An 18,978-nucleotide genomic window follows, 5' to 3' on the forward strand; every position below is an offset into this window, starting at 1 on the left:
TTGTACTGGCATTTTCCGGGGTATCCGAATTCAAGATGGAGAACAGGTCCAGTGAGCGCAGTACGTTCTGAACGTTGGAAACTTATGAAATTCTATGAAACAGGTGATGTTGAGCTCTACAATCTCGCGGATGATCCAGGTGAGGAAACAGACCTTTCCAGGCAGATGCCTGGAAAAAGAGTACAATTAATGCAACAATTGGAAGGGTGGCTCCAGGAAACAGGTGCTCCGCTGCCTTGTTGGGCGGATGAATAATTGATAATAATGCGGTAATTATATTTTCTATTTTATTGAATTCGATTCATACTTATTTAATCAAATCAAAACAATTGGTATGTATTTTACTTGGAAAAGTCATAGAGGAGTATTGAAAAAAGTAATCACTATTTCTGCCTTCTTTTTTTTGACCGTAATATTCGTGGGATTGAAAGGCTATGAGGGGGAAAACCAATCCACTGATTCACCCAATATCATCATCATGTACTCCGACGATCACACTGCGCAATCCATCGGAGCCTACCAGGATGTGTTGAATTATGGCCTGAAGCTGGATCATACTCCCACACCAAATATCGATCGCCTGGCCGAAGGCGGCATGCGGTTCGACAACGCGTTTGTCACCAACTCCATCTGTAAACCTTCCCGTGCCGTTCTGTTGACGGGATTACATAGCCACAAAAATGGCGTATTGACAAATGGTGAAGAGATATCTGTTGACCTGGAAACTTTTCCTAAGATTCTTCAACGAAACGGTTACCAGACGGCTATGATTGGGAAATGGCATTTGGGAACCGAACCCCAGGGATTTGATTATTATGAAGTTTTATATGGACAAGGTCCGTACTATAATCCAACCATGAGGACCTCAAACGGAGATGTAGACAGGCACGGCCATACCACGGAAATAATTGGCACCAGAGCGATTGAGTGGCTCAGGCTGCAAAGAGACAGGGACAAACCCTTCATGATGATTTACAACCACAAAGCCCCGCACCGAAACTGGCTGCCGGGTCCCGCACTCAATGATTATCAAATGCGTGATATACCGGAACCTCCCACACTTTTCTACGACTATTCCGGTCTGGCAACACCAGCCCACGAACAGGACATGGAGATCGGAACCACCATGCGGTGGGCCTGGGATCTGAAAGTTCCGACCAATCCCGAAACGGGGGAACCGAGTGAGGGATGGGACAATCTCGTGGAACGAAATCGACTGACGGATGAACAACTTGAACGCATTAACAATGCTTACGAAAAAGACAACGAATACCTCTACGAAAATTACGATCGGATGAGCGAAGAGGAACTCCTCCGCTGGAAATATCAGCGTTACATCAAAGACTACCTGCGGGTGATCCGGGAAGTGGATGATGAGGTTGGAAAGATGATGGCTTATCTGGAACGGGAGAATCTGCTCGACAACACCATCATCATTTATGCAGGTGATCAAGGATTCTTTTTGGGTGAAAATGGCTGGTTTGACAAGCGCTGGATCTACGAAGAGTCGATGCGTATGCCGCTGATTGTACACTGGCCGGAAGGAATCGAGGCGGGTTCGATAAACAAACAACTGGTTCAAAACCTGGATCTGGCCCCCACAATTTTAGAGCTGGCCGATGCAGAAATCCCAGAAAGGATGCAGGGTAAATCGATAGTGCCTTTGCTGAAAGGTGAAAATCCGCAAGGCTGGCGTGATGCGGTTTATTACCACTATTATGAAGGTCCGCCAAGAGTACACGAAGTAGCCAAGCATTATGGTGTTCGCACAGACCGGTATACACTTGTTCATTATCCCAATCACGATGAATGGGAACTGTTTGATCTTGAATCCGATCCCGAACAGATCCAAAGTGTATATGACGACCCGGAGTATACCGATGTGCAGCAAAGACTTAAGAATAGGATTGACGAGCTTCAGGATAAATATGAAGATGATACCTGGGATGAGTAAACAAACTGTTGGGTGCTCAAACCCTTTTTTATCAATATTTCCGGGTTTTGTTCTTTTACCTGGCTGGATGTAATTCTGAGATGGAGGCTGAGTTGTGCAGACCGCTGATAAACCAAACATCCTCCTCACTATAGTGATTTTTGTATCTGATCATGGGTACAACTTTGGGCGAGCATGACAACTGGTCTAAAATCAGTCTTTGGGAGGGTAGCATTCGGGTTCCTTTGATTGTTTCGGTACCGGGGGATTATTTTGAACGAAATTACGGAACCGAATCAGAAGTTATCACGGAATTGATCGATCCTTATCCAACCCTTACAGATTTACCGGGATACTCTGCATCAGCACCGGAAATACTTCAGGGTGAGAGTTTGTCACATCTGTTGAAAGGAGAAAGTATGCCGGATCAAAATCAAACTGCTTACACAGTCAAACTTTTTTAGTTGTTGTCTTCATAATCAGAGGCTTCTCTTGGTTTTCTTATTTCTAACATTTGAAAACCATTTTTAAGATTTACAGCATTGTAGCCATGAATTCGTTCGATATTTAGGATATGTTTAAAATTCCAACGTACCAGTAAATCTGCTTTTTGAAAGGGTTGCAATCGCAATATGAAAACAATCAGCTCTGCTGGCTTTCCCAGCAACTCTTTCTTTGATATACTGTTTATCTAACAAAATAGCTTATTCCGATAACTCAATATGTTGAATAACTTTACCCGGAGGTGAGTTAACAAATTCACGAACAAATCCAGGAGCTCCTGTTAATTCATCATCAACTACATCTGATTTTAGAAGTTGAACGTTGTCTGTAATAACTTGATCAAAAAATTTTTGAGTCCAGTAACCGAATTCTTCATCAAACTTGCCACCTAAAACGGAGGTGTCAACATAAATAGTTTTCATAAATAATATACTGTAATGATACTGGGGTGGCGATAACTGTTCGTCTTGATTAAAAAACAAGAACCGGTGTAACCCTATAACACGGTTTAATAGTCAACCCGGGCTTGCTCGAACCATGAAAATGTTCGACATCTGCGAAACCGGGTCAAAAATCGTACCTGTCAGGTTTTGTTTATTGTATGATCCACTTGATCCCGTAAATATGACAGGTATTGGATAAACGATCAATCCTGACATCCAAATACAAATGAAAGGAATAAACTACCTTCTTATCATCACTCAGTGGGTACTGTTGCTTGGTGCATGCAGCGGAAGCAATACGAGTGAGGACGACGCACTGCCGAATATTGTACTCATCGTCACCGACGACCAGGGCTGGGGGGATTTGAGTATTCACGGAAATGTAAACATCAGGACACCAAACATTGACTCTCTTGCCTACGAAGGAGCCTCATTCACCAACTTTTACGTGCAGCCGGTCTGCTCGCCCACGCGGGCGGAGCTGCTGACCGGCCGGTATCACCCGCGCAGCGGCGTGTACAGCACCTCGGCCGGCGGAGAGCGCATGGACCTGGATGAGACCACGATAGCCGAGGTGTTCCAGCAGGCAGGATACCACACCGGCGTGTTTGGCAAATGGCACAACGGGATGCAGTATCCCTACCACCCGAACGGGCGCGGATTTGACGAGTTCTACGGGTTCGCCTCCGGCCACTGGGGCGATTACTTCAGCCCGAAATTTCTGGAACGCAATGGCAGGTTGGTTCAGGGTGAAGGATACATAGTAAATGATTTAACAGATAAAGCGCTTTCATTTATTGATGCCAATCAAGACGAGCCGTTTTTCGCGTATATCCCATACAATACTCCGCACTCACCGATGCAGGTCCCGGATCGCTGGTGGAACCAGTTTGAGGGCACGGAGCTGGAGATGCACCACCGGGATCCCGAAAAAGAAGACCCGCAGTTCACGCGGGCCGCCCTGGCAATGGTGGAAAATATTGACTGGAATGTGGGGCGCCTCAATCGGAAACTGGATAGGTTGGGACTTAAAGAAAACACAATCGTGCTGTATATAAGTGATAACGGTCCCAACAGCTGGCGGTGGAACGGCGGTATGCGCGGGCGGAAAGGCTCGACCGATGAGGGTGGCGTGCGATCTCCATTGTTTGTTCGCTGGCCGGGAAAAATTGAGGCCGGCAAACAGGTGGAGGAGGTGGCCGGTGCCATCGACCTGATGCCGACGCTCGCTGACCTGGCCGGAATCGATATGCAGACCCGGCAGCCGGTAGACGGGAAAAGCCTGAAACCGCTGCTGCTCTCGGAAGACCCCGGGTGGCAGGACCGCCTGCTGTTTGCCCACTGGCGGGGCCGGACCAGCGTGCGAACCGGCACCTACCGGCTGGACCACGAGGGAAGACTCTACGATATCAGGCAGGATCGGGGTCAGCGACGCGATGTGTCTGACCAGTTTCCGGAGCTGGCGAAATCTCTCAGGGACACCGTGGCGCGCTGGGAACAGCAGGTGATCCCGGAACATCCGGAGGCCCCGCGCCCCTTCCCGGTGGGGCACCCGGACTTCCGGTACACGCAGCTGCCGGCGCGGGATGGGGCGGCCCACGGCAATATTGAGCGGTCCAACCGATTCCCCAATGCCTCCTTCTTCACCAATTGGACAAGCAAGCAGGACAGCATTACCTGGGACGTTGAGGTAATAAATGATGGAAAATTTACTGTTGATCTGTATTATACCTGCCGGCCGGAAGATGTGGGTTCAACGATATCACTGTCCTTTGGGTCCCACTCGGTGGAAACGGTCGTCGGCCAGCCCCACGACCCCCCGCTGGAGGGGATGGAGCATGACCGCGTGGAGCGGATTGAGTCGTATGTGAAGGATTTCAAACCGTTGGACATGGGAACCATTGAACTGGAAAAGGGACGAGGCACATTGACACTGAAGGCCTCCGAAATGCCCGGGGATGAGGTAGCGGACGTACGGCTGTTGATGTTGACGAGAATAGAGTAAACAAATACTACCGTTGAACACAGGCTATTATGGATTATTAGGGATTGGTTTTACCCGGAGTATTCACCAAGAAATTGGTTCGTGTGCAAGGCGAAGTGGTAATCGCAAGCGAAACGTATATTGATGCATTGAGAGCGCGATTTCCAACTTTAACGCAGCAGACGGGACTATTTTGTAGCCCGATACACACTGTTAGGTTTATTCCAGCCTTAAAATTAAGGTAACTTGCATCCTGTCAAGGCATTACACGTATTCAGACTCTATTATCGTGAGACATGCAGGCTAAAGCATGCCAGCATCTGTAAAGCTTTGCTTATACAAGACCGTTCAGCAATTCCAGTATCTTGTTTCCCTTGACATCCCAGTGCGATCCCTTCCAGGCAACGGATCGGTTGTTTACGACAATAGCCTGGGGCGATTCATGGCGGACATCCAGTGTGGATGCAATAGCATTGGATACGTCTCGCTGGTGAATAACATTGACCAAATACAGGTCGGCGATCTCACTTGCCTGGTTGGTAATCTTGTCAAGCTCTTGCCGGGCCAGGAAACAGACACTGCAGCGATGGCTGTGCTTGTAAATGAGCTGAGGCCGTTCTTCGGAGTTCTCCAGCATGGATTCAATATCTTCCAACCCGGGGATGCTATTCCATAGTTCACGTTCGTCCGATTCAGAAGATTTATCTCTAATTCGATCAAAAAAACTCATAATAATAGTTGTTGTGTTTATGGCTGCCACTGCTGTTGATACCGGCAGATTTTAACGATGTTAAATCGCAAAACAGGCCCGTAGCGTTCCGGACCTGCCATTGCGACTGTTATACTTTTTACGGGTTATACCGTGGCAAATTCAACCTTTTCCGGCTCAAACGGATCATCGACCGGGGTGACAGCCAGGTGATTGGTGTAGTTGCTCATCGTCTTAAGGGCGATCACCAGGTTCACCTCCAGCGCCTGCCGCTTGCTGTAGCCGGCATCCAGGAACGCCTGGAGGTCGCTTTCTTCCACAAAGCCCCGTTTTTGAACGGATCTCTTTACGTAGGTAACCAGTGCGTTCAGTTTTGAGTCTGGCAGCGGATCCCCGTTGCGGACGGCATCGACAATCTCGTCGTCGGCGTTGATCTGGTTGCGCAGGATCGTGGAGTGAACGGCCGTGCAGTAATGACACTTGTTTTCTACGCTGACTGCCAAAATTGCCAGCTGCTGTTCTTTGGGAGTGAAGTCTGTCTTGCCGACGATTTCGTTCAGCTTCAGGTAGCCCTCCAGCAGGGCCGGCGATTCGGCAAACTCTCCCAGTAAATTGGGGAGGAAGCCGAATTTTTCCCTGGCCGCTTCGAGAAATGGTTTCGATTCTTCCGGTGCATTGTCGGTGTTATAGATAGTAAAATTCATAATAAGTAGTGTTTGATTTGTTGAGTGATTAACGTGCGATGTACAAGATCAGGCTGTAGCTTCAGATGTTGTAGATTGCTGCTTAAAATCCCGGTTGATCCAGAAAATGAGCGGAAGTGCAAAGGCAAAGTGACGAAGCAGGGTGACCACCGGTGTCATGGCCGATTGATCAAGTCCCGCTACGCCCGCTCCAAGCAGGGGCAGCATGAAGAGCCAGACCAGCGCGATGGTCTCGGCCGTAACAAAGATCAACGGCCGGAGCCAGTAGGGCCCCCACAGGTGAGGGGCAATGGCGGTGTAGAGGATCGCCAGCAACACGCCGTTGCCATAGTGGCCGAATATGCCGTAGGCAAATCCCAGTCCCGTCTTTTGCCCCAGCAGTCCGGGAATATCCCACCACTGGCCGGTAAAAATCAGGCCAACGATGTCAAATAGAACGGTACCAACGACTCCGGCAATAATCGCTTTCTTCCAGTTGAGTGATTCCATAGTATGTTTTGGGTTTGTTTCGATTTTGATTCTGCCCCAATATCTATGGAACCAGTCGGAATGCGAATGACCACTCTTCCCATATCCTTGTCAATTTTTCCTTTTGGTGCTTCTTTAATACTCCTTCCCTGTTCATCCGTTATTTGTTTGAACCAATAACTAAATCGCGTCGCTGCTGTATTCTGCCGGAGGGCTCAGGATCGTGGAAGGGGGGATTATGGATGAAGGATTATGAATTTTACGGGGTGCCTTCCCCATTGTGGCGGTTATTATGAAAGAGCTGGAAGTGATGTTCGAAGGGGGGACAGGAGGGTAATCAGTGAAGAATTAAAAATCAGAGGGCTTTGCAAAACATCAGTTTGAACATTGTTTCTTAATTTGTTGTGGCAGGGCTTTAATCTCCCCTTCAGGGGAGCCCCGCCGAAGGCGGGAGGGGTGTTATTCTATGTCAGACCTGCACCTCCCGACCCAATCGCAAAACCCACGCGATTGGCCCACCCTCCTCGAGGAGGGACTGTTTTCTTGCCATTTCAAGGCAAACAGGCATTCTGGTTGAAATCACTATGTAGAACTCAGGTTAAGCTACCATTTTACTGCCATAATCCACCCGATTGTGTTCCCTGTACGGTAGCAGAACCCGGGCTAACTGGTGATGCTTTTCCGGTAGGCCGAGGGAGACATACCGGTTTCCTTCTTGAAAAATCGGCTGAAATGGGCCTGTTCCGAGAAGCCGAGCTCGTAGGCGATCTCCTTGGCAAGCTTGTCGGTCTTGAGAAGCTGGCGTTTCCCTTCCAGGGCTATGCGGTAGTGGATCATCTCAAGCGGACTTTTATGTCCCGCCTCGGCAAATACGTTGGAAAGAGTTTTGGGAGATTTGTGCAGCATCTCCGCGTAGGCGCTTACCTGGTGATGCTCTTTGTAATGCTGTTCCACCAGGATATTAAACTGGCGGATCAGCTCGGTCTGGTGCTCCCCGATATCCTCCGGGAAAAACTGCTTGCGGGCGAGCCTTGTGCTTTTGATAATTAACCGCTTCAGCAGCATTCGCAGCATCTCTCCCTGGATCCGGTCCCGGGTGTCAAGCTCATCAATCAGCACCTGGAACAGGGTTTCAAACTTGGGCACCTCCTGGTCATTGAGATTCAGTACGGGCAGTTCGGAGGATCCCCAAAAAAGCAACCCTTCGCAGGATACCTCATTGTCGTTCTCGTGGATGCAATAAAATTCCCTGTTGAACAGCAGCAGCTGGTAATCACGAGCAATAGCAGAGAAGTCAGGGTTTTGCAGGGGCGTAAGGCAGATGAGGTTATCCCGTCCAACCGTAACCTCCACATTGTTTATCATGAGGCCGAACGGGGAGCCGCGATTCCAGAGTATTTTAAAGAAATCGTCTCCATCGTACCTGTCAATATCGCTGTGATGGTCCGTCAGGATCATCTTGCTGCCCAGCTCGTCATCCCGGTATATTTTAACCATATCTGAATGCCTGAAGATCGTTTTATGAGTCTCATGTTCAGACTATGGATGCCTTTGGTTTGGCAAATCTTACTCCCGGCGCCGGAACTTTATGGATTCCTGAAAAGATCCGTGTGGATCGGTTGCCGTTATTCTTTAGAAAACACAAATTCAGGCTAAATACTTGTGAGAAACGTTAGTCAGGGACAGATTTTTTCTCGTCGCCCACTCCCAGCCTGGCAAAGATCTGTTCGGCGAGGCACCAGTGGGAAAATGCCGACTGGAACAGGTTCAGACCGACAAACAGGGTAAGCAAAAGCCAGTATGGACTTACGAAATAGCCCAATCCCAAACTTATGGTTATCATCGTACCGGCCAGGATTCGTATTGCACGCTCCATAGGCCGCATTGTTGAACAGGAGGTAGTTTTGTTACTCATAATATTGCTCCGTGGGGTTTCCAGGGTTTAAATTAGGGGACTTTCGGATCACTTTTCCCTGTTCGTTGTTGACTCGTTTAAAAAAATGAACACTTCATCCACTGACCCAATTAGCTATTGGTGTTTAAATAGCCTGTTACAAAGGATGCCCGAATTATGCTGATTCTTCAACGTTCAGCGAATACGCGTGCAGTGGATTCTGCTTTTCGGCACCGGTTTCCTTGTTGTAGGCTTTGACTTCTTCGAGCACACGCTCTACGCAGGCTCCATCCTGTATCGAAAAGAACAGCGTGGAGTACACGCCGTGATCGTCGCCGGCAAACCAGTTTGTGATGTCCGGCTGGTACTCGTCCGTTCGGAACCCGTGCACATTCGTTTCACTGTAAATGGGTACCTTTTGTCGGGCTAAAATCTTGCGTACGTCATCGGTGTATTCTTCGATGCTGAGTATGATTAGTAATTTCATAGTATTCGTTTTTTGATTTAGTGATAGATCGCGGCCGGAATCACAATCCAACCCGGCCACGATATATCTGCTCGCCTTATGCGTTCTTTTCTTTCAGCTCCTTAACCTTGTTTTCCACCATATAAAAGATCAGCGGAATCATTAATAACGTTAACGCCGTAGAGGCAACAGCACCGCCCATCAGCGAGATGGCCAATCCCTGGAATATCGGGTCAAACAGGATGACCACGGCACCAATAACAACGGTACCGGCTGTCAGCAGAATCGGCATGCTGCGTACCGCACCCGCTTCGATCACGGCCTGCTTTAGCGATTCGCCGTCGTCGATCCGTATGTTGATAAAGTCGATCAGCAATACCGAGTTGCGCACCATGATACCGGCCAGGGCAATCATCCCGATCATCGAGGTTGCCGTAAAGAAGGCGCCCAGTACCCAGTGGCCCACGAGAATACCGATCAACGAAAGCGGGATGGCGATCATCATAATGATGGGGACCTTGAAATCCTGGAACCAGCCGATAATCAGCATGTAAATAATCACCAGCACAACGGCAAAGGCGATACCCAGGTCACGGAACACTTCGTAGGTAATCTGCCATTCGCCGTCCCACTTCAGGGTATAGTCATCCGTCATAAAAGGTTGTCCGGCAAATATTTGCGCCAAGTTGTACCCCGCAGGCATTTCTATATTACCGATCTCGTCACCGGTATCCAGCAGGGCGTACACCGGGCTCTCAATTTCGCCGGCCACCTCTGCCAGCACGTAGGTTACGCGCCGCTGGTTTTTGCGGTGGATGCTCGACTCAAGCGTATCTTCGCGCACGGTCACCAGGTCCGAAACCGGTATCATCTGTCCCGATGCCGACTGCATGTACAACTGTTTCAGCTTTTCCACATCCGAGCGATCCGCTTTTGGCAGCTTTACTACGATTGGCACGTCATTGAGTTCCTTTTCGTCATAAATACGCGACACAGTTTGACCACTCAGCGCCATCGTCACTGTTCTTACGACCTGGCCGGAGGTGATTCCCGACATCATCGCTTTTTCGGTATTTATATCCAGCTTGTACTTGGTCTGCGGCGCTTCCTTCATCCAGTCCACATCCACAATACCGGCCGTCTGTTCAAAGATACCTTTGACTTCCTTGCCTACGCGCTCCTGTTCATCCGTATCTGGTCCATAGACCTCCGCGACTATGGTGGACTGAACGGGCGGTCCGGGCGGGACCTCCACAACTTTTACGTTGGCGTCATATTTTTCGCCCACTTTCTGTACAACCGGGCGTATGCGTTTTGCAATCGCGTGACTTTGATCGCTGCGTTTGCCCTTGTCTACCAAATTGACCTGCACGTCAGCCACATTTGCTCCGGAGCGCAGATCGTAGTGACGAACCAGCCCGTTAAAGTTTATGGGAGCATTCGTGCCCGCATAAATTTGATAATCCTTAATTTCGGGGACTCCCTTCAGGCTCAGTCCCACCTCGCGAGCCACCGCATTGGTCCGCTCCAGCGTGGTCCCTTCCGGCATATCGATGATCAGCTGCACCTCATTTTTGTTATCAAAGGGAAGCATTTTGACCTCCACCGCGCGGAAGTAAAACAGCAGGGTGGACCCCAGCAGCAATACCGTTACACTGACAATAAAAGTCCAGCGCATGGCAACACTTTCGAGTAGGGGCGTCATTGCACGCTCATACCATTTGTAGATGACCGTTTCTTTAAGATCATAGCTCGGCTCTTCTCCATTGTTGTCTTTCTTGTTGCCGTGCGGCAGCAAAATATAGGCCAGCCAGGGCGTAATAATCAGGGCCACTATTAGCGAGAAGATCATCGCCAGGGAGGCACCAATGGGCATCGGACTCATATACGGTCCCATCAATCCCGATACGAAAGCCATCGGCAGCACCGCCGAAATAACGGTAAACGTTGCCAGAATGGTCGGGTTGCCCACCTCACTTATGGAAGCGATTGCCGCCTGTTTAAGCGGGAGCTTTTTCATCTTGAAATGCCGGTGCATGTTTTCGGCGATAATAATCGAGTCATCCACCACAATTCCCGTCACAAAGACCAGCGCAAACAGCGTAATGCGGTTCAGCGTATAGCCGAACATGTAGTACAGAAAGAGGGTGAGGGCGAAGGTTACCGGCACCGACAAAAAGACCACCAGTCCGCCGCGCCAGCCCAGCGCCAGCGCCACCACAAACGTTACCGCCAGGATGGCAACCAGCAAGTGCTCAAGGAGGGAGAATACCTTGGCTGAAGCCGTCTCCCCGTAATTTCGGGTGGTTGTTACATGCACATCAGAGGGGATCAGGCTCCCGTCCAGTTTATCTACTTTATTTTCGATCTGTTCGGCAATCGCCATGGCATCAGCGCCCGACCGCTTGGCAACCGATATGGTCACTGCGGGATACGATTCTCCCACATTCAACCCGGTCTCTTCCGCCATCTGGTTACCCACCCCAAACGAGACGTACTCGGAAGGCTCTTCCGGTCCGTCTCGAATCTCGGCAATACTGTGCAGGTAGATGGGATCCCCATTTTGAACATCCACAACGATATTTCGAACCTCTTCGGCAGTTCGGAAGAAGTCGCCCGTATCAACCAGGTATTCCGTATCGTTTTTGCTGTAGGATCCCGACGACAACTCCCGGTTGGCCGCCTGGATTTGTCCGGCGACCTTCAGCGGATCGATGTCGTAGGAGGCCATCTTGTGTTTATCCAGGCTTACCGACACCTGTCGCGTTCGGCCCCCGTGGATACCAGTTTGAGCGACATCTTCGATCTGTTTGATATCCAGCGAAAGTTCATCAGCCATGCGCCGCAGGTCAAAATCGCTGTATGCATCGCTCCACAGCGTCAGGGTCATTATCGGCACATCATCGATCGACCTCGTTTTTACCATGGGTTGGGTCGCTCCCTCGGGAAACCGATCCATGTTCTTCATGATCTCATTGTAGAGCCGCACCAGGCTCCGCTCTACATCCTCCCCGACGTAGAAACGGGCCGAGACCATCGCCTGGTCGGGCATGGAGGTCGAATACACGTATTCAACCCCTTCAATGTTGGAGAGCATTTTCTCCATGGGGATTGAGATCCGTTTCTCCACCTCTTCAGGCGTTGCCCCGGGGTATCCTATAAAAATATCCGCCATGGGCACATCAATCTGGGGCTCCTCTTCGCGCGGCGTCAGATATGTTCCATAAAATCCGAGCGCCAGAAACACGATCATCAGCAAGGGGGTCAGCTTTGAATCGATGAAGCCCTGCGCAACTTTACCTGCAATTCCGGTTTTCATAATACGGTTGGTAAATAATTTCTGTTACTGTGTACTTACTTTTTGTCCCTCGGCCAACGGCTGATCTGCCGAAGCCACAAATGCTTCGCCCGCCGTCAATCCGGACAGTACTTCAATGCCGTCACCATTTTCATCGCCGAGACGTACCCAGCGCAATACGATCTCAGAATCATCATTGAGGGTGTATAACCCGGTAAGCTGACCGCGCTCAATAAGGGCAGACTTCGGCACCACAATAACCTGGTCCTGCTGCGTTTTAAGGCTTACCTCGGCAAACATGCCTGATTTTACCCCGGTTGCCTCCGGCAGCATCACTTCCACCGAAAACTGCCGGCTGCCGCGATTGCCGGCCTGGTTAATATTTTTCACTATACCCTGCCCCTCAGAATAGCCGGCCGCTTGTACATCTACCGAAACGGTATCATCAAGATGAAATAGTGATATTCTGCTTTCCGGAACCGTGACCTTCACCTTCATCACATTTTCCTGTTCCACAGAAAGAATCGGCTGACCGGGGCTGGCGATGTCGCCCTGCGATGCCATTTTAGCGGTAACGTAGCCATTAAAAGGAGCTCTCAGCTGCGTGTAATCCAGCATATCCTCAATCTCCGCCAGGCGTCCTTCTAACGCAGCCACCCTCGCCTTGGCCATCTCGTACTGGGTGGAGATATCATCGAGCTCCTTCCTGGTGGCACTTTCCTGCTCATACAGGTTTTTAATCCGTTTGTAGTTGGTCTCGGTATTTTGAAGCGCCGCTTTGGCTTCCGACAAGCTTGATTCCACCTGCCGTTTCTGCGCCATCACGTTGTCATCTTTGATACGCACCAGCAGGTCTCCATCCTGAACGTAATCCCCCTCTTCGACATCAAGTTGAGAGATACGCCCCATAATTTTGGTACTCAAATGGACCGTTTGGTCGCTGCTTACCGTACCTGAAAAGCGGTGTGTCGTACTGCTGTTTACAAACTTCGCCGTCTGTGTAGTCACTGGAATCGGCTTCGTTTGCTGCGAATCCGGCTGCTCCGAAGAGCTGCAGGCTGCGCCAGCCAGCGCAAGTACCGTAAATACCGTTATTAGTCTGCCTGATATATTCATGATCTGCTCTTTCATTGTGCTGTTTATTTTGTGTTAAAATCGTTTCAAAACTGATTAGTAAGGCATCTCTTTTTCCATGAGCAGCTCCAGCGCAGCCAAACTCAAATTGTATTGATACAGGGCATTCAGGCGCTTCATTTTGCTTTGCAACAGCTTGGTTTCCGCCTGGAGCAGATCCGTCGTTCTCTCGAGTCCCTCCCTGTATCGATTGTTGCGGATTCGGAAATCCTCCTCGGCCTGCTCTACCGAGGCTTCCGCAAACCGGAGCTGTTCCTGCGCCTGGTCAATTGATCGCTGCGCCTGCTGAATCTCCAGTTTGTTTTTAAATCGATTGCTTTCGTAGGCCAGCTCAGCTTGCTTCAGTTCGGCTTTTGACTCCATCACCCTGCCCACGTTTTTAAATCCGCTGAACAGGTCCCATCGAAGCGTGGCGCCCACCATGTAGCTGTTTCCCTGCATACCGAACGGCACCTGGTCATTAAACTCGTAGCTGCCAAACAGATTCAGGCTTGGGATGAAGTTGAATTTTGAGGCCCGGAGCATCTCCTCCGCTGCCGCTTTTCGACTCTCCAACGCATCCAACCGTGAATTACGGGCATTTTTCGGATTAACCATGTTATCGGCAATACCGGGACGCATACGCAGGCTGTCGGTAGCTACAATGGTTATTTCCTCATCAATATTCAGCAGATATCGCAAGTTATCCTGTACGGTTTGCAGCTGATCGTTGGTCTCCGACAGCCGGCTTTCAAGCTCCAGCACCCGCACTTGAGCAGCCAGGTAATCGGCCTTGTTGATCATATCCTGCTCGTAATAATTTTTTGACTGCCGCTCATTTTCACGAGCCGTCTCCAGCGATTTACGGATCACCTCCAACTGGTTTTCCATCAGCTGCAGCTGGTAATAGGTCTCCTTGACTTGGTAGCGCGCGTGCTGGAGCGTTCCCTCAAGCTGCTCCCTGGCCGCCTCGAGCTGCTTTTTGACGGCGCGCCGCTGGAAAATCGCATCCGCATTAAAAACCGGCTGCCTTGCCTGGAATTTGGTGGTAAAATTGTCGTAGGAATCGGGGTCGTTTAAGCGCGGGGGATCAAAATCAGATTGTGTTACGGCCTCCTGCTTCAACTTAAAACCGAATACGTTCAGCGGATCATTGGTGGATATGCCCGTCTCTTCGACAGAAAGCTGCGGAAGAAATGTGGCATTGGTCTGGCGGTACTGTCCCCGAACCTTTTCGACATCATACTCGGCCTGCCTGATGCGAAAATTTTCCTCCCCGGTCCGCTCAATGGCTTCCTCGAGTGAAAGAAACAGGGGTTCTTTTTCGGACGGGATATCCTGTGCCGAAGCATACAACGGCAGCAGTAACATCATCAGAAGAAGATATACTCCCGGTACATATGAATGGGTTGAATTCATTTTCAGGTATTAATTTAAGTTGTTATGGAGGTTATATTCCTGCCGGCTCTGTGATCATCTTTTTTTTACTCCGGTTCGCATGTTTCCATTATGCAGTACCGTACCATTTGGCAAGAGCTTGATAGTGTCATATTGTGATCGGTTTGGGGATTAGAAATTTTTCAGGAACCAGGCCTTTTCTGTGAGTACTTTCTCCCAGTGGCGGATCATGCTGGAGGTTTTTATTTTCAGCTCTTCAGCATTGAAGTCGCCGTCAACTTTGCTGGCCTTGTCTCCCTGGTCCAGGATGTAGGAACCTTTTGGCTCAAACATTTTATTGGGTTGCTTGCCGCGTAACATGCGGGCAATGTTGTGGGCAACCGTATCCGCCTGATATTGGGCGAATACGCCGGCTTTCGGCAGCGTTTTCCCGTCGCCGACCGGGAGAGAGATGATGTCGCCTATCGCGAATACATTATCATGGGTCGTCTGCAAAGTCTGCTCATCCACTTCCACCCACCCGGATGTTCCGGTCAGTCCCGCCTCCCGTATGAGATCCGGGGCGGTGTGTTTGGGAGTGAAGGCCAGCAGATCGAATGCCGCTTTTACATTTTTATTCCCAGGCCTTGAAAACGTCAGGCTGTTTTTCTCAGCCGTAATCAATGTATGCTCCGGCTTGTAGTGGATCTCTTTCTCTTCCATTAGTCGGCGAACCTTGCCGGATATTTCTTCGCTGGCAAAATCCATGGGACCGGTTTCCGGGGTATAGAGGGTGATCCCGGTTTTATGGCGGATCTCTTTCTCCCGGATAAAATCATCGATAAGCAGTGCGGCTTCGTAGGGGGCTACCGGTGATTTGTGGGGCAGGGAAGAGACCACCACGGCGATTTCCCCGCCTTCAAACTGTTGTAGATCCTCATAGAAAGAAGAGGCCCCGGCGGGGGTATAGAAGTTGTGGCCATATCGGCTGAGATTGTAAATATCCGTCAGCTTCGTTCCGAGAGAGATCACTATATAATCCCCCCGGTATTCCGTGCCATTTGAGATTACCGCTCTGTTTTCGGGGTCGATCGATTGGATCTCTCCGTGGATAACTTCGATACCGCCGAGTTCGACGTCGGACAGATCCCCGTACACCTGTTTTTCTTCTCTTTTGCCCACCATCATCCATGTAAGGGAGGGAGCATACAGGCTGCTCTTTTCCTTTTCAAAGACCAAAATCCGGGCCAGGTTAATACCATCTTCGTTACCAATTTTCCGGCTCAATTCCCTGGCCGTGCTGATTCCGCCTATTCCTCCACCCAAAACTAATATTGTCGGTTTCATAGCGTTCTTTTTTTGCGTTGTTTATTGTGAATTTCCTGCTCCGGAATTTTCCGCGGGTTGATCGCTTGCTACCCAGTCGGCATACCCGCCCCCGAGCCGGGCGGCTTTAAACCCATGCTTTTGCAGGTATTTGACAGCTTCATCCGCCATCAGGCACAGCGGTCCCCTGCAGTACGCCACGATTTCCCGGTCCTCCGGCAGCTCTTTAATACGTTCACTCAGTTCTTTCTGCGGGTACGACACGGCATCTTCAATATGCCCATTCTCATACTCCTCCCTGGGTCTTACATCGATGAGATAGATCTCCTGCCGGTCCATCTTTTCACTGAGCTCAGTGCTGCTGATGGTTTTTAACCTGTTGCGGCGGTTTCGGTAGTCATTCAGCAGCTTGCTGATCTCCTCGTTTTGGGCAAACCCAAGCTTCCGTAATGCGCACCATGTTTCGAATACATGTTCGCCCGCCAGTTCATAGAACATGTACTTGCCCTCGCGTTGCGTGTTAACCAGTCCCGACTTTTTCAGGACCTGCAGATGCTGGGAGGCGTTAGCCACCGGCAAGTTTATCTGCTCGGCAATGTACGCAACCGGGAATGACCCCTGGGCCAGCAAATCCAGGATTTCAAGCCTGTGGGCATTGCTCAGCGCTTTGGTGACCTGCGACAGTTCCTGGTACAAGGTTGTTTTGAATTTCCGTATGTCCATATGCTGGGTTGAAATCTTTGTCATTCAATAATTTAGTTGAATGAATAGTACGGCAAAAAAATAATACATTCAACATTTTTATTGAATGAATATCGGGTTTCAACTGGTGGCCCGAAACTAGCGTGCGGAAAAGCCCTCTAAAAGAACCCGAGATCGAGATATTGCCTTCTGTGACCTTGTCCGAGGAGCCAGGGGTATAATTGATGCCTGTTTATTCCGGCACGTACCGTTCCGTTTCCGGCCAGGATACCATCCAGGCAAAGGCGAAATAATCGCCGGCCGTGACCGGACGAAGCCGGTGCCCTTTGAGCGGTCCCTCCACGGCTCTGCCCGTAATACTCCACTTGGAGCCCGTTTGCCTGTCGTAAATTTGACCCGAGCGCATTTCAAATGTGAGCAGCTTCCCGTCAACCGCTCTCTCAAAGACCCCTGTTGATCCATCTTCTCTCGATGCCGAAATGTCGGTGGAATCCAGGGCGGAGCGGGCACCTTTTATGTGAAACAGGACAATGGCAGTGTCAGCGATGGTATCATGAATGATATTCTTCTGTGAGGTTACAGAGTACGGGTAGGCTTTGGCAGCATCACCGACTTTAACCCCAACCACCTTTTCCATCGGCGGCAGGTCTTTCGTATCCGTTTTCACAAACGGCGTGTTGTTAATGTCGTCATATCCACCGTAGGGATTATTTCCGTAGGGGCGCTTGTGACCGGTGTTGCGAGACAGCACCTTTCCGTCGGGATAGCTGTTTCGGAATTGGGAAAAGGATATGATCTGGCTGTTGATCTGTTTAAGCCGGGTGCCGACTTAGTCGCCGACCAGGGCTTTGCCGGTAAACTGCTGCCACAGCGATTCGGTTCTGCGATCATACATAATCATGTCGGAGTGGCGCAAAAAGCCGGAAACGCCAAATCTCAGTACCTCTCCATCAACGCGCCGTTCAAATACGAGCGCAGAGTAGCAGAGCGGGCAAAAGGTGACCAGTATCGGCGTATCCCTGATGAGGTCATTAACAATCTCGTGCCAGATTAAAATCTGCAGCGGATAGGCCCGGGCTTCTCCCCGGTATTCAACCGCTATCACCGGCTCCTTGCTGGAGACCCATGACCGGGCGGCATCAGTTGAGACAAACTCGGGGCTGTCAATAGCGGGAATGCCGTCTTTACCGGGTCCGCCGGGAATCAATTCTTCGATGTCGATGACGGATTTGGAGGTATTCGTCTCCCACCCCTTTAACAGGTCCTCCTGTGCCAGCAGCGTACCGGCACCGAACGTCAAAAAAAATCCGATAGTTGCCAGCAGTGTACTTGAATGGAAGCATCGGTATCTGTATTTATAAGTTCGTTCAATCTCAGAAAGAAAGAAGCATGTTCAACTGGTTTAAAAGACGCGGGAAAAAGGAAGATTCTTACCAATCCAATGAAGACTGGATCAATGGCCTGGAATCTCCTCCTGATGACAACGCCATAAGAGCCCTGCGAAAAGTGTTGATCAGGGGCCTGAAACCGGCGCTTTCCAAATACGTGGATCGTGAACTGGATCAGTTTGTGGAAGATGTGGCCCAGGACAGCCTGCTCAAAATCCTGGATAACATCCATACGTTCCGGGGAGAAAGCAAGTTTACCACCTGGGCGATGAAAATTGCGGTCCGCGAAGGGCTGACGGAGCTGCGGAGAAAGCGGTATGACGATATCTCCCTTGACGACCTGAAGCATGAAGACGACGACAGTGAAATCCGTTCGATGAGCGTCGCCGACAACCAGCCGGCCCCGGATCGTACAACGCACGAATCGCAGCTGATGGAGAAGATGATGACCATTATCAACCAGGAGCTGACCGAGAAGCAAAAAATCGCCATCAAAGCGATTGTGATAAGCGGGATTCCCCCTTCGGTCGTAGCCGAACAACTGGGAACCAACAGGAACGCCCTGTACAAAGTGGTCCATGACGCACGCCTCAAGCTAAAGCACCGTTTTGAGCTGGAGGGGATCGATCCGGATGAGATGCTCAACAAGCTGTAAGAATTCGCGCCTTA

The 18,978-nt window shown here is 50.1% G+C and carries 17 protein-coding genes and 1 pseudogene; 5 read left to right on the plus strand and 13 right to left on the minus strand.

Translation table 11 applies throughout. From position 1 onward, the window contains the following. From ACG2E4_RS12640 to ACG2E4_RS12650, 3 genes are all read left to right on the plus strand, one after another. Window positions 1-255: sulfatase/phosphatase domain-containing protein (locus tag ACG2E4_RS12640; protein ID WP_395276782.1), on the plus strand; the 255-nt coding region annotated here is incomplete at its 5' end. Window positions 256-367: 112 nt separating this feature from the next. Continuing rightward, entirely contained in the window at window positions 368-1,954 is a 1,587-nt protein-coding gene (locus ACG2E4_RS12645) for a sulfatase (RefSeq protein WP_395276783.1), read from the plus strand. A gap of 152 nt (window positions 1,955-2,106) precedes the next feature. Beyond that, window positions 2,107-2,397 (plus strand): sulfatase/phosphatase domain-containing protein, encoded by a 291-nt coding sequence (locus tag ACG2E4_RS12650; protein WP_395261896.1) that lies wholly within the window; start codon window positions 2,107-2,109, stop codon window positions 2,395-2,397. A gap of 240 nt (window positions 2,398-2,637) precedes the next feature. Here ACG2E4_RS12650 and ACG2E4_RS12655 read toward each other — a convergent pair whose 3' ends face one another. After that, window positions 2,638-2,859 carry a hypothetical protein gene (locus ACG2E4_RS12655; RefSeq protein ID WP_395276784.1) on the minus strand — a complete coding sequence of 74 codons (222 nt, stop codon included), beginning with the start codon at window positions 2,857-2,859 and terminating at the stop codon, window positions 2,638-2,640. A 247-nt stretch (window positions 2,860-3,106) separates the two neighbouring features. On the opposite strand from ACG2E4_RS12655, the gene ACG2E4_RS12660 reads away from it, so the two are divergent. Continuing rightward, entirely contained in the window at window positions 3,107-4,885 is a 1,779-nt protein-coding gene (locus tag ACG2E4_RS12660; RefSeq protein WP_395276785.1) for an arylsulfatase, read from the plus strand. A gap of 313 nt (window positions 4,886-5,198) precedes the next feature. Here the strand turns inward: ACG2E4_RS12660 and ytxJ are convergent, their stop codons facing one another. From ytxJ to ACG2E4_RS12720, 12 genes and pseudogenes are all read right to left on the minus strand, one after another. Continuing rightward, window positions 5,199-5,594, minus strand: a complete 396-nt coding sequence (ytxJ, locus tag ACG2E4_RS12665; protein ID WP_395261899.1) for a bacillithiol system redox-active protein YtxJ — start codon at window positions 5,592-5,594, stop codon at window positions 5,199-5,201. Window positions 5,595-5,719: 125 nt separating this feature from the next. After that, on the minus strand, window positions 5,720-6,277 hold the full coding sequence (locus tag ACG2E4_RS12670) for a carboxymuconolactone decarboxylase family protein (protein ID WP_395276786.1): 558 nt from the start codon (window positions 6,275-6,277) through the stop codon (window positions 5,720-5,722). A gap of 48 nt (window positions 6,278-6,325) precedes the next feature. Then, window positions 6,326-6,766, minus strand: a complete 441-nt coding sequence (locus ACG2E4_RS12675) for a hypothetical protein (RefSeq protein ID WP_395261901.1) — start codon at window positions 6,764-6,766, stop codon at window positions 6,326-6,328. A 642-nt stretch (window positions 6,767-7,408) separates the two neighbouring features. Then, a complete protein-coding gene (locus ACG2E4_RS12680; RefSeq protein WP_395261902.1) occupies window positions 7,409-8,242 on the minus strand; it encodes a helix-turn-helix domain-containing protein in 834 nt (277 codons plus the stop codon). A 175-nt stretch (window positions 8,243-8,417) separates the two neighbouring features. Continuing rightward, entirely contained in the window at window positions 8,418-8,660 is a 243-nt protein-coding gene (locus tag ACG2E4_RS12685) for a DUF2892 domain-containing protein (RefSeq protein WP_395276787.1), read from the minus strand. 154 nt (window positions 8,661-8,814) lie between these two features. Further along, complete coding sequence (locus tag ACG2E4_RS12690; protein WP_395276788.1) at window positions 8,815-9,126, minus strand: hypothetical protein; 312 nt, start codon at window positions 9,124-9,126, stop codon at window positions 8,815-8,817. Between the two features lie 76 nt (window positions 9,127-9,202). Further along, complete coding sequence (locus ACG2E4_RS12695; protein WP_395276789.1) at window positions 9,203-12,424, minus strand: efflux RND transporter permease subunit; 3,222 nt, start codon at window positions 12,422-12,424, stop codon at window positions 9,203-9,205. Window positions 12,425-12,448: 24 nt separating this feature from the next. Next, window positions 12,449-13,534, minus strand: a complete 1,086-nt coding sequence (locus ACG2E4_RS12700) for an efflux RND transporter periplasmic adaptor subunit (RefSeq protein WP_395276790.1) — start codon at window positions 13,532-13,534, stop codon at window positions 12,449-12,451. A gap of 39 nt (window positions 13,535-13,573) precedes the next feature. After that, entirely contained in the window at window positions 13,574-14,935 is a 1,362-nt protein-coding gene (locus ACG2E4_RS12705; protein WP_395276791.1) for a TolC family protein, read from the minus strand. 150 nt (window positions 14,936-15,085) lie between these two features. Then, complete coding sequence (locus ACG2E4_RS12710; RefSeq protein WP_395276792.1) at window positions 15,086-16,240, minus strand: NAD(P)/FAD-dependent oxidoreductase; 1,155 nt, start codon at window positions 16,238-16,240, stop codon at window positions 15,086-15,088. Between the two features lie 21 nt (window positions 16,241-16,261). After that, window positions 16,262-16,966 carry a metalloregulator ArsR/SmtB family transcription factor gene (locus ACG2E4_RS12715; RefSeq protein ID WP_395276793.1) on the minus strand — a complete coding sequence of 235 codons (705 nt, stop codon included), beginning with the start codon at window positions 16,964-16,966 and terminating at the stop codon, window positions 16,262-16,264. Between the two features lie 187 nt (window positions 16,967-17,153). Next, window positions 17,154-18,221: pseudogene (locus ACG2E4_RS12720) on the minus strand (DUF3179 domain-containing protein). Between the two features lie 89 nt (window positions 18,222-18,310). On the opposite strand from ACG2E4_RS12720, the gene ACG2E4_RS12725 reads away from it, so the two are divergent. Continuing rightward, entirely contained in the window at window positions 18,311-18,964 is a 654-nt protein-coding gene (locus ACG2E4_RS12725; protein WP_395276794.1) for an RNA polymerase sigma factor, read from the plus strand. The last annotated feature ends 14 nt before the right edge of the window (window positions 18,965-18,978 follow it).

Origin of the sequence: Halalkalibaculum sp. DA384, assembly GCF_043951955.1 — a bacterium.
Classification (GTDB): domain Bacteria; phylum Bacteroidota; class Rhodothermia; order Balneolales; family Balneolaceae; genus JAMQKA01.

Bases quoted from the DNA above. Each gene is read 5' to 3' on its own strand.
- ACG2E4_RS12650 (WP_395261896.1), top strand. From the start codon at position 2,107: ATGGGTACAACTTTGGGCGAGCATGACAACTGGTCTAAAATCAGTCTT.
- ACG2E4_RS12655 (WP_395276784.1), bottom strand. From the start codon at position 2,859: ATGAAAACTATTTATGTTGACACCTCCGTTTTAGGTGGCAAGTTTGAT.
- ACG2E4_RS12660 (WP_395276785.1), top strand. From the start codon at position 3,107: ATGAAAGGAATAAACTACCTTCTTATCATCACTCAGTGGGTACTGTTG.
- ytxJ (WP_395261899.1), bottom strand. From the start codon at position 5,594: ATGAGTTTTTTTGATCGAATTAGAGATAAATCTTCTGAATCGGACGAA.
- ACG2E4_RS12670 (WP_395276786.1), bottom strand. From the start codon at position 6,277: ATGAATTTTACTATCTATAACACCGACAATGCACCGGAAGAATCGAAA.
- ACG2E4_RS12675 (WP_395261901.1), bottom strand. From the start codon at position 6,766: ATGGAATCACTCAACTGGAAGAAAGCGATTATTGCCGGAGTCGTTGGT.
- ACG2E4_RS12680 (WP_395261902.1), bottom strand. From the start codon at position 8,242: ATGGTTAAAATATACCGGGATGACGAGCTGGGCAGCAAGATGATCCTG.
- ACG2E4_RS12685 (WP_395276787.1), bottom strand. From the start codon at position 8,660: ATGAGTAACAAAACTACCTCCTGTTCAACAATGCGGCCTATGGAGCGT.
- ACG2E4_RS12690 (WP_395276788.1), bottom strand. From the start codon at position 9,126: ATGAAATTACTAATCATACTCAGCATCGAAGAATACACCGATGACGTA.
- ACG2E4_RS12695 (WP_395276789.1), bottom strand. From the start codon at position 12,424: ATGAAAACCGGAATTGCAGGTAAAGTTGCGCAGGGCTTCATCGATTCA.
- ACG2E4_RS12700 (WP_395276790.1), bottom strand. From the start codon at position 13,534: ATGAAAGAGCAGATCATGAATATATCAGGCAGACTAATAACGGTATTT.
- ACG2E4_RS12705 (WP_395276791.1), bottom strand. From the start codon at position 14,935: ATGAATTCAACCCATTCATATGTACCGGGAGTATATCTTCTTCTGATG.
- ACG2E4_RS12710 (WP_395276792.1), bottom strand. From the start codon at position 16,240: ATGAAACCGACAATATTAGTTTTGGGTGGAGGAATAGGCGGAATCAGC.
- ACG2E4_RS12715 (WP_395276793.1), bottom strand. From the start codon at position 16,966: ATGACAAAGATTTCAACCCAGCATATGGACATACGGAAATTCAAAACA.
- ACG2E4_RS12725 (WP_395276794.1), top strand. From the start codon at position 18,311: ATGTTCAACTGGTTTAAAAGACGCGGGAAAAAGGAAGATTCTTACCAA.